Raw genomic sequence first — 14179 nt, 5'->3', positions numbered from 1 at the left:
TGCTTCGCGACGTCTATGGCAGGAATTAACCGGAATTTAAAGAAATTTGCCCCTGTGCCTCGTTTTGGGTATTGCTGGGATACCTGCCCAGATATTAAGCATGTAATCCATGAGCCCTGTTGATTTATTCCGCACGCCCCCGGTGATGCTTGCCCCGCTGGCAGGTATCACCGATTTGCCATTCCGCACTCTCGTGCAGGGGTTCGGCGCCAGCCTTGTGGTCTCGGAGATGGTTGCCAGCCAGGAAATGGTTCAGGCCAAGCCCTCGACGCGTGCGCGGGCAGAGCTGGCCTTCGGTGAGGGACGTACTTCGGTGCAGATCGCCGGGCGCGAAGCCTACTGGATGGCGGAATGCGCCAAGCTGTGCGCCGGGCAGGGGGCCGCCATCATCGACATCAACATGGGTTGCCCGGCGAAGAAGGTCACGAACGGCTACTCCGGTTCGGCGCTTATGCGCCAGCCGGATCACGCGCTGCGGCTGATCGAGGCGGTGGTCGCGGCTGTGGATGTGCCGGTGACGCTGAAAACCCGGCTGGGCTGGGACGACGATTGCCTGAACGCGCCTGAGATCGCGGCACGGGCCGAGGCGGCCGGGATCGCGATGATCACGATCCATGGTCGCACCCGGTGCCAGTTCTACAAAGGCCGGGCGGACTGGGCGGCGATCGGTGCCGTCAAGGAAGCGGTACGCATACCGGTGGTGGCCAATGGCGACATCACCGACACGGAGACGGCGCGCGAGGCGCTGCGGCTTTCCGGTGCCGATGGCGTAATGGTCGGGCGCGGGGCGCAGGGGCGTCCGTGGGCACTGGCGGAGATCCTTGCGGGGCTGGGCGGCGGCCGGGCAGCGGTGCGCCCGCAGGGTGGGGACCTGCTGGACATGATCCTCGGCCATTACGAGGCGATGCTGACTTTCTACGGCACGGAACTTGGGTGCAGGAACGCGCGCAAGCATCTGGGCTGGTATCTCGACGAACTGGACTGCCCGAAGGCCCTGCGCACCGTCGTTCTGACCGCGCCGGGCCCGCGGGAAACAATTGCGGCCCTGCAGAAGGTGCCGCTGATGTGTGTGAGGAGTGCGGCATGAGTGCGTTGACGCTGGAACAAATATGGGGGGCGATACCGTACCCGGCCTTCGTGGTCGACGGGGACGATACGGTGATCGCCTGCAATTCGGAGGCGGAGGCGTTCTGCGCGATGTCGCATCGCCAGATCCTCGGCAAGCCCCTGGGTAAATATGTGGGCGATGAAAGCCCGGTGATGGAGGGGTTGTCGCAGGCGCGGCGCGGATCCGTCTCGGTGGTGCTCTACAATCTGGAGATCGGCTGGGGTGATCGGCCTGTGCAGACCTTCACTCTGCGGGTGAGCCAGTTGCAGGACGAGTTCGGGCGCCTGCTGCTGTTGCTGCACCCGCGGGGCATGGCGGACCAGATGGACCGCTCGCTTTCGAACCGATCGGCGGCCCGGTCCGTTACAGGCATGGCGGCGATGTTGGCGCATGAGATCAAGAATCCGCTGGCGGGCATATCGGGGGCGGCGCAGTTGCTTTCCATGTCCGTGGGCGAAGACGATCAGGAACTGACGGATTTGATCCAGCAGGAAACTGCCCGAATCTCGACATTGGTGGAGCGGGTGGAGCAGTTCGGAGAGTTGCGGCCCCTGAACCGGGAAGAGGTGAACATCCATGATGTGCTGGACAGGGCCAAGCGGGCGGCGCAGGCCGGTTTCGCCCGGCATGTCCGGTTTCGTGAGCAATACGACCCATCCTTGCCGCCGACGATCGGTGATTCCGACCAGTTGATGCAGGTGTTCCAGAACCTTCTGAAGAACGCCGCCGAGGCGGTGCCGGAGGTCGGTGGGCTGATCACGCTGCGCACTGGCTACCAGCCGGGGGTGAAACTGTCGCTTCCCAATGGCCGCAGTGAGAAACTGCCGCTGGTCGTCAGCGTCATCGACAACGGCACCGGCATCCCCGAGAACCTGATCCGTGACGTGTTCGACCCGTTTGTCAGCTCCAAGTCGCACGGGTCGGGGCTGGGCCTGTCCCTTGTTTCCAAGGTTCTGACGGACCACGGCGGCGTCATTGAATGCGAGAGCGTTCCGGGGCGGACGGAGTTCCGGGTGCGGCTGCCGATTCAGTCGGCATCGTCGGAAAACAAATCAAAAGAAATACTTGAGCAGCGGAGCGCCTGATGGAAGGTACAGTAATTGTTGCGGATGATGACCGCACGATCCGGACGGTTTTGAGCCAGGCACTGACGCGGGCGGGAGCGCGGGTGCGCTCCACCGGCACGGTTTCAACGCTGTGGCGATGGATCGAGGAAGGCGAAGGCGACTGCGTCGTCACCGACGTGATGATGCCCGACGGCGATGCGCTGGATATTTTGCCGGCGATCAAGCGCAAGCGGCCGGACCTGCCGGTGATCGTGATGAGCGCGCAGAACACGGTGATGACGGCCATTCGTGCCACGGAAGTCGGCGCCTACGAATATGTGCCGAAACCGTTCGACCTGCGGGAAGTGCTGAGCCAGGTGAACAAGGCCCTGAACCGCCAGCGCCGCCTGTACCAGCCGCAGGAAGAGGAGGCCGCCGCCGCCGCACGGGCGGAGGACAGCCAGAAACTGCCGCTGATCGGGCGCAGCCCGGCGATGCAGGAAGTCTACCGCATCATGGCGCGGCTGATGATCACCGACCTGGGGGTGATGATCGCGGGCGAAAGCGGCACCGGCAAGGAACTGGTGGCGCGGGCCCTGCACAATTTCGGCCAGCGCAAGGGCGGGCAGTTCGTGGCGATCAACATGGCGTCGATCCCGCCGGACATGATCGAGACGGAACTGTTCGGCACGGCCGCGACGCCGGGGCCGGACGGGGCGGGCAAGTTCGAGCAGGCGGGGGGCGGCACGCTGTTTCTCGACGAGGTCGGCGACATGCCGCTGGATGCACAGACGCGGCTGTTGCGGGTGCTGCAGGACGGCAAGTTCACGCGCGTCGGGGGCCGGGAAACGCTGACGGCGGATGCCCGGATCATCGCGGCGACGCATCAGGACCTGCGGGCGCTGGTGAACGAGGGCAAGTTTCGGGAAGACCTGTTCTACCGGCTGAACATCGTGCCCGTGCGTTTGCCGCCGCTGCGCGACCGGCTCGACGACATTCCCGATCTCGCCCGGCATTTCCTGCGCCAGGCGGAGGCGGAAGGGCTGCCGCGGCACCTGATCTCCAAGGAGGCGCTGGAAATCCTGCGCAAGGAACAATGGCCCGGCAACGTGCGGGAACTTGAAAACCTGATGCGGAGGCTGGCGGTGTTGTGCCCGGACGAGATCATCTCCGCCACGGTGGTGGAGCAGGAGATCAAGGCGCGGCCCAGTTCGTCCGGTGCGCCTCAGCCCGATCAGGGGCAGCGACTGGGGCAGGCGATCGAGGTGCATCTGAAACGCTACTTCGACCTGCATGGCGACAGCCTGCCGCCATCGGGCCTGTACGAGCGAATCCTGAAGGAGGTGGAACTGCCGCTGATCGCGCTGTCGCTGTCGGCGACGCGGGGCAATCAGGTGAAAACCGCCGACCTGCTCGGGATCAACCGGAATACGTTGCGAAAAAAGATCCAGGAGCTCGACATTTCTGTAACACGTGGCAAAAAAATGATGTAAACTCGCCACAGTGATAAAAATAACAGGCGTGTTTCGAGCGTGCAACAATCGGCGGTTCAGCTCTGGTCCTCCGTTGGGCGGGGACTGAGAGAAAAACGGGTGCAGTCCGCACTCGCGCTTGTCTTCGTGGCTCTTGGTCCGGTTCTGGCGATCTGGACGGCCTTCGAAGTCAATTCGCGCGAGGGTGCAAGCAATGCATCGCTGCGGGTCGTACTGCTGGCGGATTTCGTCTATGTCGCCGTTATCGCGGGGCTGATCCTGCGCTCGATCTCGGCGCAAATCATCGCGCGCCGAAGACAATCCGCCGGATCGCAAATGCATCTGCGGCTAACCGGCATGTTCGCAATCATCGCCCTTATCCCGACCGTCCTTGTGGCGGTCTTTGCCACCTTGACGGTGAATTTCGGGCTGGAGGGCTGGTTTTCCGACCGGGTGCGCAACGTGGTCGGCAACAGCCTGGAGGCGGCGCAGGCCTATGAAGCGGAGCACCGGTTCAACCTGACGTCGGATGCCCGCATCCTCGCCGAATTCCTCGACGCACAGAAGGACCGCTTTCCACTGATCTCCGCCGGGCAGCTGCGCGACCTGTTGAACCGGGGACAGGTGCAGATGCAGCGGGAACTGCCGGAAGCCTATATCATCGATGGCGAGGCCAAGCTGCGGGCGCGGGGCGAACGCAGCTACCTTTTCGACTATGAGGCACCAAGTGTCGAGGAGATCGGCGAGGCGCGGGCCGGGCGGGCGGTGATCATCGAGGACTGGGACAACAACGAGTTCCGGGCACTGATCCAGTTACGCAATTTCGCGGACCGTTTTCTTTACGTGACACGCGATGTCGATGGCGAAATCCTGAGCCTGCTGGACCAGACCAAGGAGACGGTGGGGCTGTACGAGCAGTTGGAGCGGGAGCGTGGGCGGCTGTTGTTCGAGTTCGCGCTGGTCTACCTCGGCTTTGCGCTGATCGTCATACTGGCGGCAATCTGGTTCGGTTTGTGGTTCGCGGAGCGGTTGTCCCGGCCGCTGGCACAGCTTGTCGGAGCAGCGGAACGGGTGGCGAAGGGCGATCTCGACTTCAAGGTGGCCGAGGCGCCGGGCGATGATGAGTTTGCGACTTTATCACGCGGATTCAATACGATGACGCGCGAAGTTAAATCGCAACGTGATGCGCTGATAGAGGCGCATGAGGAAACCGAGCGGCGGCGGCGTCTGTTCGATTCCATCCTGTCGAGCGTTACCGCCGGGGTGATCGGCCTCGATGCCGAAGGACGGATCGAGATGATGAACCGGGCCGGTGCCGATTTGCTGAGCCTCGACAACCTGTTGCCGAGCGAAGTTCACATCGAGCAGGCGGTGCCGGAGTTCGGGGCGCTGTTTTCGCGGCTGGAGAGCAGCATACAGGGCGTCAGTCAGGGCGAGGTGCGGATCATCCGCAGCGGCCGTGAGGAAACGCTGCTGGTGCGAATGGCGCAACGGGCCGGGGCCTCTGGTGCGCTGGAGGGCTACGTTGTGACCTTCGACGACGTTTCGGACCTCGTGCAGGCGCAGCGCACGGCGGCGTGGGGTGACGTGGCCCGAAGGATCGCGCACGAGATCAAGAACCCGCTCACGCCAATCCAGCTTTCGGCGGAGCGGCTGCGGCGGAAGTTCACGCCGCTGGTCGGTGAAGAGGATGCGGCCGCGCTGGCGCAATATTCCGACGTGATCATCCGGCAGACGGGTGACCTGCGGCGGATCGTCGACGAATTTTCCAAGTTCGCGCGGATGCCGGCGCCGGAGAGAAGGGCATCGGACATCCTGCGCCTGATCCGCGACACGGTTCACCTGCAGGAGAGTGGCCGCCCGGACATTCGCTATTCGCTGGACCTGCCGGAGACGACGGTGCTGGCGATGATCGACGAGACAATGATAGGGCAGGCACTTACCAACCTGATGAAGAACGCCGCCGAGGCCACCGACGAAACCAAGGACCGCGATGGCTATCAGGGCGAAATCCGGGTGATCGTCAGCCATGTCGAAGGGGCGTTGCTGATCCAGATACAGGACAACGGCATTGGCCTGCCGCAGGAAAGCCGCCAGCGGCTGTTCGAACCCTACGTGACCAATCGCGAGAAGGGCACAGGGCTGGGACTGTCCATCGTCAAGAAGATCATCGAGGAACACGCCGGAAAGCTGGAACTGATGGATGCACCGCCGTTCGAGGACGGCGGGCATCAGGGCGCCGAAGCCCGCATCCTGCTGCCGGTCAGTGAAACGGGGTACCTGACGGAACCCGAAGAAAACCGAGCTACGGCATAAAAAAAAGAGGGTAGATATGGGCGACATTCTGATAGTGGACGATGAGAGGGACATCCGCGAACTGGTGGGTGACATTCTGCGCGACGAGGGCCATGCCGTGCGGCTGGCGGGCGACAGCGACACCGCGATGGCCGAGATCAACGGCGAGGCGCCGGACCTGATCATCCTCGATATCTGGCTGAAGGACAGCAAGCTCGACGGCATCGACATCCTGAAACTGGTGAAGCGCAACAACCCAGCTATCCCGGTGGTCATCATCTCCGGCCACGGCAATATCGAGATCGCGGTGGCTGCGGTGAAGCAGGGTGCCTACGACTTCATCGAAAAGCCGTTCAATATCGACCAGCTTATGGTGGTGATCACGCGCGCGCTGGAAACCTCGCGGTTGCGGCGGGAAAACGCCAGCCTGCGGGTGCGGGAGGTGACCAACCACGAGATGATCGGCTCTTCCGCCGCGTTCAAGGCGATGAAATCGCAACTGGAAAAGGTGGCGCGCGGCAACGGCCGGGTGATGCTGACGGGGCCGGCGGGCAGCGGCAAGGAAGTGGCTGCACGCTACCTGCACAGCGAGAGCGACCGTGCCAGCGGCCCGTTCGTCACCGTCTCGGCCGCGTCGATAGAGCCGGACCGGATGGAGGAGGTGCTGTTCGGCCGTTACTCGGCGGAGCGCGGGCAGGAACCGGGGCTGTTCGAGCAGGCGCATGGCGGCATCCTGTTCTTCGATGAGGTGGCGGATATGCCACTGGGCACCCAGTCGAAAATCCTGCGGGTGCTGGTGGAGCAGAGCTTCCAGCGGGCCGGCGGCTCCGACACCGTGCGGGTGGATGTGCGCGTCCTGTCGGCCACCAACCGCGACCTGAAGACCGAAATCGACGCCGGCACCTTCCGCGAGGAATTGTATCACCGGCTGAACGTGGTGCCGATAGCCGTGCCGCCGCTGGATTCGCGGCGCGAGGACATTCCGGAGTTGGCCGAACATTTCATAAAGGATCTCAATGGCGTGCAGGGCCTGCCGCTGCGGATGCTGAGCAGGGATGCGGAGGCGCATCTGCAGACGATGAACTGGCCAGGCAATATCCGTCAGCTCAAGAACACGCTGGAACGGTGCCTGATCCTCGGCCCGGACAGTGGCCAGGTCGAAGCGTCCGAGTTCCCCTCCGAGATCATGGCGCCGACACCGGAAACGGTGGTTTCACTGATCTCCGCCACCTATGCCGGGATGCCGCTGCGCGAGGCGCGGGAGATGTTCGAGCGCGAGTATCTGATCGCCCAGATCAACCGGTTCGGCGGCAACATTTCCAGGACGGCGACTTTCGTGGGCATGGAACGTTCGGCCTTGCACCGGAAGCTGAAATCCCTGAACGTCATCACCACGGCGCGCGGTGGTGCGCGGGTGGCGGAACCCACGGAGCTTGACGAGAGCGCATGAAGGTCATCATTTGCGGCGCGGGTCAGGTGGGCGGCCAGCTCGCCCGGCATCTTTCGTCCGAAGGCAACGACGTAACGGTGCTGGATCAGAACGGTGAGCTGATCCGCCGCATCACCGATTCACTTGACGTGAGCGGGATCACCGGCTTTGCCTCCCATCCCGATGTGCTGGACAGGGCAGGGGCGCGTGATGCCGACATGATCATCGCCGCCACCCAGTCCGATGAGGTGAACATGGTCACCTGCCAGGTGGCGCACTCGGTGTTCAACATTCCGCGCAAGGTGGCGCGGTTGCGGGCCCGGTCCTACCTCGACGCCATCTACTCGGACCTCTACCGCCGTGATCACCTGCCGATCGACGTGGTGATCTCGCCGGAGAAGGAAGTGGCGGATGCGGCGCTGCAACGGCTGGCGGCGCCGGCGGCGTTCGACACCGAAAATTTTCTCGACGGCGATGCGCAACTGGTGGGCCTCGCCATCGACGAGGACTGCGCCGTGATCAACACGCCGCTGAGGCAGCTGACGGAGTTGTTTTCGACCCTGAAGGCTGTGGTGGTCGGCATCCGGCGGGAGAGCCGGCTGTTCGCGCCGGAACCGGGTGACCAGATCTATCCCGGCGACCAGGTGTATGTCTTCGCCGCTACCCCGGATGTGCACCGGACAATGGAGATTTTCGGCAAGGTCAACCGCAAGTCGGCGCGGGTGATCATCATCGGCGGCGGCAATGTCGGACTTTCCGTCGCGCAGCAACTTGAAGCCCGCAAGGACAAGACGCGGGTGAAGCTGATCGAATTGAACCGCGCGGTGGCGGAACACGCGGCCGACAACCTTGAACGGACGATCGTGCTTCATGGCGACGGGCTGGACCGCAACCTGCTGGAAGAGGCCAACCTCTCCAAGGCCGATGCGGTTCTGGCACTGACCGATGACGACAAGACCAACCTGCTGACCTGCGCACGCGCGAAGTCCGAAGGGGCGCCGCTGGTGATTGCGCTGGTCAACGACCCCGCCCTGTCTTCGCTGATGGAACCGTTGGGGATCGACGCCTTTATCAACCCGCGGGCAACGACCGTCTCCTCGATCCTGCGCCATATCCGCCACGGCCGCATACAGGCGGTGTATTCCATCGGTGATGCCGAGGCGGAGGTGCTGGAGGCGCAGGTACTGGGGACATCGGCGGTGGCGGGCAAGCGGCTGCGCGATATCGAATGGCCGGAGGGCGCGCTTGTCGGCGTGATCCGCAAGCGCGGACAGATCGTGCTGCCGCGCGGCGACACCAAGATCGAGGAAGGCGATGTCGTCACCGTCTTTTCCCTGCGACAGGACGTGGCGGCGGTGGAGGATCTCTTTCAGGTCTCCATCAACTTCTTCTGAGCCGCGCGATGCTCCGCTTCATCCGCCACCAACCTCCCTTCATCCTGCTGATGCTGGCTTCGGCGCTGCTGATGATGGCGCCGGCGATGCATGCGGCGCGGCTTGGCGACTGGCTGATCGCGCGGACGTTTCTCTATCACGGCATGTTCGTCGTCATCCTTGCCGTGATGCTGGCCATCGGCCTTGAGGGCAGGGCAAGCATCGGCACCCAACGCGCGGAGCGACCGGGAAGCGGTAGCAGCGGGGACGGCACGGTGCCGAAATCGCTGCGCGAGAACCAGTTGGTTTCGCTGCTGCTGGCCTATCTGATCCTGCCGGCGGTGCTGGCGCTGCCATTCACGCATGTGGTGCCCTCTATCACCTGGGTGCAGGGCTATTTCGAGATGTTGTCGAGCCTGACGACGACCGGGGCGACGGTTTTCGACCCGGCGTGGGATCTGGCGGAACCGCTGCACCTGTGGCGGGGGATCGTCGGCTGGCTGGGCGGGTTCATGTTCCTCGTTGCCGCGCTTGCCATCCTTGAGCCGCTGAAGCTGGGGGGGTTCGAGTTGCAGGCCACCATCGGGGCGTCGGCGGCGCCGAACCGCAAGGTGCGGTCCGGTTCATTGCAATCCAACGAGCGGATCCTGCGCTATGCACAACTGGTGATCGTGCCATATGCGGTGCTGACGGCGGCGTTGACGCTGGGGCTGGTGCTGGCGGGCGACCGCAGCCTCGTGGCGGTCATGCATGCAATGGGCACGCTGGCCACATCCGGGATCACGCCGCTTCAGAGTTACGCACATGCCGGCAGTGGCCATCCCGGCGAGGTGCTGGTGTTCATCTTCTTCTTCGCGGCCGTCACCCAGAAGAGCATGACGCGACTGTTCCGCCGCGACATTCTGGCGGTAGGCGGGCTGGATCCGGAGGTGAAACTGGCGCTCGTTTGCATTTCCCTGGTTACCGGGCTGTTGTTCCTGCGCCATTTCCTTGGAGCCGTGGATGTCGAGGACCAGCAGAACTGGCAGAGCGCGATGCGGGCGATCTGGGGAACGGGCTTCGGCGTGCTCTCGTTCCTGACGACCACCGGCTACGAGAGCCAGGATTGGGAGGCGGCCCGCAACTGGTCTGGCCTCAGCACGCCCGGATTCGTTTTGCTGGGTCTGTGTGTGATGGGCGGGGGCATCGCCACCACGGCTGGCGGGGTGAAACTGTTGCGGGTCTATGCGCTTTACAAACATGGTGCGCGTGAGATGGGGCGGCTGATCCACCCAAATTCGGTGGGCGGCTCCGGCATAACGGCGCGTCGTATCAGGCGCGAGGGCGCGGCGATTGCATGGCTGTTCCTGATGCTGTTCCTGATCGGCATTGCTTTCACGCTGTTGGCGCTGACGGCAGCCGGGCAGGACTTCGAGGCGGCGATGGCTCTGTCGATCGCGATGCTGACCAACACCGGCCCCGCCTCCTTCGTGCTGACAGATACTGTCATTTTCGCACAGATGAGCGATGTCACCTATGCGATCCTCTCGGCGGCAATGATTTTCGGACGGCTGGAGGCGCTGGTGGTGATTGCGCTGTTCAATCCCAACTTCTGGCGGGCCTGATCAGCTTCTTTTTCGCACATGCACACAAAAAATGATGGCGCCATCTGGAAATTGCGTCACGATGGCCCCATAACACTATCATAAGAAAGATAACGCAGGCTCTGCCCGCACATAAAACTTAAGGCTGATAGAATGGCTGCCGATAAACAAAACCTCCAGGATGCTTTCCTCAACAATGTCCGCAAGGCAAAAATTCCGGTGACGATCTTCCTCGTCAACGGTGTGAAATTGCAGGGCGTTATCACGTGGTTTGACAACTTTTGTGTGCTCCTGCGCCGCGACGGTCAATCCCAGCTTGTCTACAAACACGCGATTTCGACGATCATGCCGTCGCAGCCCGTGAACCTGTATGACGGCGAGGACAGCGCTTAATTGCGAACTCTCGTACTGCATCCGGACCTGAACCGAAGCGATACGCGGAGGTCTCCCGAGCTTGCGCTGGAAGAGGCCGTGGGCCTGACGGAGGCCCTGGCCGATCTCGAAGTGATCCGGCAGATGGTGGTACCCGTGCCCAAGGCGCGGGCCGGGACATTGTTCGGCACCGGCAAGGTCGATGAGATCAAGGCGATTTGCGAGGCGGAGGAGATCGATCTCGTCGTCGTCGACGGGCCGGTTTCGCCGGTGCAGCAGCGTAACCTCGAACGGGCATGGGACATAAAGCTGCTAGACCGCACGGGCCTGATTCTCGAAATTTTCGGCGAACGGGCGCAGACGCGAGAAGGTGTGCTGCAGGTGGACCTGGCGCATCTGAGCTATCAGAAAACGCGCCTCGTCCGCAGCTGGACCCACCTGGAGCGGCAACGCGGCGGGCTGTCGTTCGTTGGCGGCCCTGGCGAGACGCAGATCGAGGCGGACAGGCGGATGCTGTCCGAGCAGATCACCCGCATTCGCCGCCAGCTTGCGAAAGTGGTGAAGACGCGCAAGCTGCACCGAGAGGCACGCAAGAAGATACCCTATCCGATCGTGGCGCTGGTGGGCTACACCAACGCCGGAAAATCCAGTATTTTCAACCGGATGACTGGTGCCTCGGTGATGGCCAAGGACATGCTGTTCGCCACGCTCGATCCGACGATGCGGGCGATCACCCTGCCCACGGGCAAGCAGGTGATCCTGTCGGACACGGTGGGCTTCATATCCGACCTGCCAACGCAGCTTGTCGCCGCGTTTCGCGCGACGCTGGAGGAAGTACTCGACGCCGATCTGATCCTGCACGTGCGCGATATCTCACATCCGGAGACTGCGGAGCAAGCGGCAGACGTGGCCGAGATCCTCGAAAGTCTCGGGATCGACGAGGCGCAACAGGAAAACATGGTCGAAGTGCTCAACAAGGTTGACCTGTTGTCGCCTGAACGGGCGGACGCGCTGGAACGCAACGCCGAGCGCGACCCGCGCCGGATTGCGCTGTCGGCGCTGACGGGGCAGGGCATGGAAACGCTGTTCGAGGTGATCGAGGCCCGCACCAGCGAGCCGGTGGAGAACCTGACGCTCGATCTCGGTTTCGAAGAGGGCCGCGACCGGGCGTGGCTGTTCTCTCACAACCTGGTGACGGATGAGCAACAGGACGAGGACGGCTATCACCTGCAGGTGAGCTGGACTGCGAAGGATCGTGCACGGTTTGAACAGATACGCTCAAGCCATTGATATAATGTCCTCAATTCGCCCTTTTCGGGTAAGACTTTCACTTTCCACCTGATGCCACGACCGCATCTTGGAGCGGAACCAGGTGCGCTGGCGCTTGGCGTATTGCCGCGTCGCGGTTCTTGCGCGGGCCAGCGCGTCATCCAGCGTCAGCTCGCCGCGCAAGGCGGCAGTGAATTCCGCCGCACCAAGGGCACGGCTGGCCGGAAGAGACGGTTGCCAGCGGGGCAGGATCGCGCGGCATTCTTCCAGTGCGCCTTCCTCCAGCATCATACCCAGACGCCTGTCGATGCGCTGGCCGAGCCAATCTGGATCGGAGACAAGCGAAAGGGTCAACGCCGCGTCCTCGGCCACCAGTGGCGGACCGGTTTCGGCCTGCCATGCCGACAGCGCCCGGCCCGTGGCGCGGTGAACTTCCCATGCGCGTTGCAAGCGGGCCGGGTTCTGCGTGTCCATGCGGGCAAATAGGTCAGGGTCGTGCTGCGCGAGGTAGTGGCGAAAAACATCCAGACCTTCGGCGGCCAGCAACGCATCGCCTTCGGCCCGCACCGGTGCGGGTGTCGCTGGTATCTCGGCCAGTCCCTGAGTGAGAGCCTGAAAATAGAGGCCGGTGCCACCGACGAATATCAGGGGACGGTCGGAGGCAAGCAATCTTTCCACCTCCCGCAGCCAATTGCCGACGGAATAGGGCTGCGCGTAGCCGACGTGACCGTAGAGACGGTGAGGCGCCCGCGCCAGATCTTCCGCCGGGGGGCGGGCCGTCAGCACCTGCCAGCAATCATAGACCTGAAGTGCGTCGGTGTTGACGATGATGCCATTCAACGCCTCGGCCATGCGCAGGGCCAGCGCGGATTTACCGGAGGCCGTGGGGCCGGCGATCAGGATCGGACGGGGCAGGGCGGATGTCATCCCTCGGCGTTTAGCAACTGCGCGGCTGTCGGCAAAGTGGCGACACGCATTGTTTCTGCATTCTTTTGTGTTCCACTCCGGCACTGCGTCCGTATAACCAGTGAACACCGCGCGGGACAGGGGAGTAGTTCATGAAAACACAGGTCGCGATCATCGGCGGCGGGCCATCAGGACTGCTGCTTTCCCAACTGCTGCACCGGGCCGGGGTCGATACCGTGGTGCTGGAACGCAAGACCAAGGACTATGTGCTGGGCCGCATCCGGGCAGGGGTGCTGGAGCAGGGGTTCGTTTCGCTGATGAAGGAGGCTGGCTGCGCGGACCGGATGGAGCGCGACGGATTTCCGCACGAGGGCACGCAGATTGCCTTTGGGGAGACGGCCTTCCGGGTCGATTTCGCGGCGCTCACGGGCACGCCGGTGATGGTCTACGGCCAGACGGAGGTGACGCGCGACCTTTATGCGGCGCGGGAACAGATGGATGGCAAGATCGAATACGAGGTCGAGAACGTCACCATCCACGATGCTGACGGCGATGCGCCCTGTGTGACCTATGCCGTGCATGGGCAGGAGCGGCGGCTGGATTGTGATTTCCTCGCCGGTTGCGACGGTTTTCACGGGGTCAGCCGCAAATCCATTCCGGAAGACGTGCGGCGGGAATATGAGAAGGTCTATCCCTACGGCTGGCTGGGCGTCTTGAGCGAAACACCGCCGGTCGACCACGAGTTGCTGTATTCCAACTCGGAGCGCGGCTTCGCCCTGTGTTCGATGCGCAACGAGAACCTGTCGCGCTATTACCTGCAATGCTCGCTGGACGAGAAGGTCGAGGACTGGTCGGACGCCGCGTTCTGGGAGGAGTTGAAGCGACGGATCCCGCAGCAGTTCGCCGACAAGCTCGTCACCGGGCCGTCGATCGAGAAGAGCATCGCACCGCTGCGCTCCTTCGTTACCGAACCGATGCGTTGGGGACGGTTGTTCCTGTGCGGCGATGCCGCGCATATCGTTCCGCCGACAGGGGCCAAGGGCCTGAACTCGGCGGCCTCTGACGTGCATTACCTGTATCACGCGCTGAAGGATTTCTATGCCAGTGGCGACGAGCGCGGCATAGATGGTTATTCGGCGAAGGCGCTGGCGCGGGTCTGGAAGGTGGAGCGGTTCAGCTGGTGGTTCTCGTCACTGATGCATCGAACCGCGGACCAGTCCGCGTTCGACCATCGGATGCAGATGGCCGAACTCGAATTTCTGGCGTCCAGCGAGGCCGCGCAGCGGGCAATGGCCGAAAACTACGTCGGCCTGCCATACTGAGGCG

11 protein-coding genes are annotated in these 14179 nt (G+C 63.2%); 10 read left to right on the top strand and 1 reads right to left on the bottom strand.

Features of this window, described 5'->3' with window-relative positions:
* Window positions 1-109 precede the first annotated feature (109 nt).
* The 9 genes from dusB to hflX all read left to right on the top strand — a co-directional run bounded on the left by dusB (window position 110) and on the right by hflX (window position 11968).
* Window positions 110-1087, top strand: a complete 978-nt coding sequence (gene dusB, locus GO499_RS06125; protein WP_161861371.1) for a tRNA dihydrouridine synthase DusB — start codon at window positions 110-112, stop codon at window positions 1085-1087.
* Window positions 1084-2193, top strand: a complete 1110-nt coding sequence (locus GO499_RS06120) for a two-component system sensor histidine kinase NtrB (protein ID WP_161861370.1) — start codon at window positions 1084-1086, stop codon at window positions 2191-2193. Before dusB ends, GO499_RS06120 begins: the two co-directional genes overlap by 4 nt.
* Entirely contained in the window at window positions 2193-3647 is a 1455-nt protein-coding gene (ntrC, locus tag GO499_RS06115; RefSeq protein ID WP_284154909.1) for a nitrogen regulation protein NR(I), read from the top strand. The genes GO499_RS06120 and ntrC overlap by 1 nt, the downstream gene beginning before the upstream one ends.
* Before the next feature lie 99 nt (window positions 3648-3746).
* Window positions 3747-5942, top strand: coding sequence for a sensor histidine kinase NtrY-like (locus tag GO499_RS06110; protein ID WP_161861369.1), 2196 nt, complete (start codon window positions 3747-3749; stop codon window positions 5940-5942).
* Between the two features lie 16 nt (window positions 5943-5958).
* A complete protein-coding gene (gene ntrX / locus GO499_RS06105; protein ID WP_161861368.1) occupies window positions 5959-7371 on the top strand; it encodes a nitrogen assimilation response regulator NtrX in 1413 nt (470 codons plus the stop codon).
* Complete coding sequence (gene trkA, locus GO499_RS06100; protein WP_161861367.1) at window positions 7368-8744, top strand: Trk system potassium transporter TrkA; 1377 nt, start codon at window positions 7368-7370, stop codon at window positions 8742-8744. The genes ntrX and trkA overlap by 4 nt, the downstream gene beginning before the upstream one ends.
* 8 nt (window positions 8745-8752) lie before the next feature.
* Window positions 8753-10327, top strand: coding sequence for a TrkH family potassium uptake protein (locus GO499_RS06095; RefSeq protein WP_161861366.1), 1575 nt, complete (start codon window positions 8753-8755; stop codon window positions 10325-10327).
* 132 nt (window positions 10328-10459) lie between these two features.
* Entirely contained in the window at window positions 10460-10699 is a 240-nt protein-coding gene (gene hfq / locus GO499_RS06090) for an RNA chaperone Hfq (RefSeq protein WP_161861365.1), read from the top strand.
* Window positions 10700-11968, top strand: coding sequence for a GTPase HflX (hflX, locus tag GO499_RS06085; RefSeq protein WP_161861364.1), 1269 nt, complete (start codon window positions 10700-10702; stop codon window positions 11966-11968). It begins immediately after the preceding gene.
* On the opposite strand, the gene miaA is transcribed toward hflX, so the two are convergent.
* Window positions 11957-12874 carry a tRNA (adenosine(37)-N6)-dimethylallyltransferase MiaA gene (gene miaA / locus GO499_RS06080; protein ID WP_161861363.1) on the bottom strand — a complete coding sequence of 306 codons (918 nt, stop codon included), beginning with the start codon at window positions 12872-12874 and terminating at the stop codon, window positions 11957-11959. The genes hflX and miaA overlap by 12 nt on opposite strands.
* Window positions 12875-13005: 131 nt before the next feature.
* Between miaA and pobA the strand changes: the two genes are divergently transcribed.
* Window positions 13006-14175 carry a 4-hydroxybenzoate 3-monooxygenase gene (pobA, locus tag GO499_RS06075; protein ID WP_161861362.1) on the top strand — a complete coding sequence of 390 codons (1170 nt, stop codon included), beginning with the start codon at window positions 13006-13008 and terminating at the stop codon, window positions 14173-14175.
* Window positions 14176-14179: the final 4 nt, after the last annotated feature.

Origin of the sequence: Algicella marina (assembly GCF_009931615.1) — a bacterium.
Lineage (GTDB): Bacteria > Pseudomonadota > Alphaproteobacteria > Rhodobacterales > Rhodobacteraceae > Algicella > Algicella marina.
Note: the sequence above shows the minus strand (reverse complement) of the source record. Positions and strands in the feature narration are given on the sequence as shown.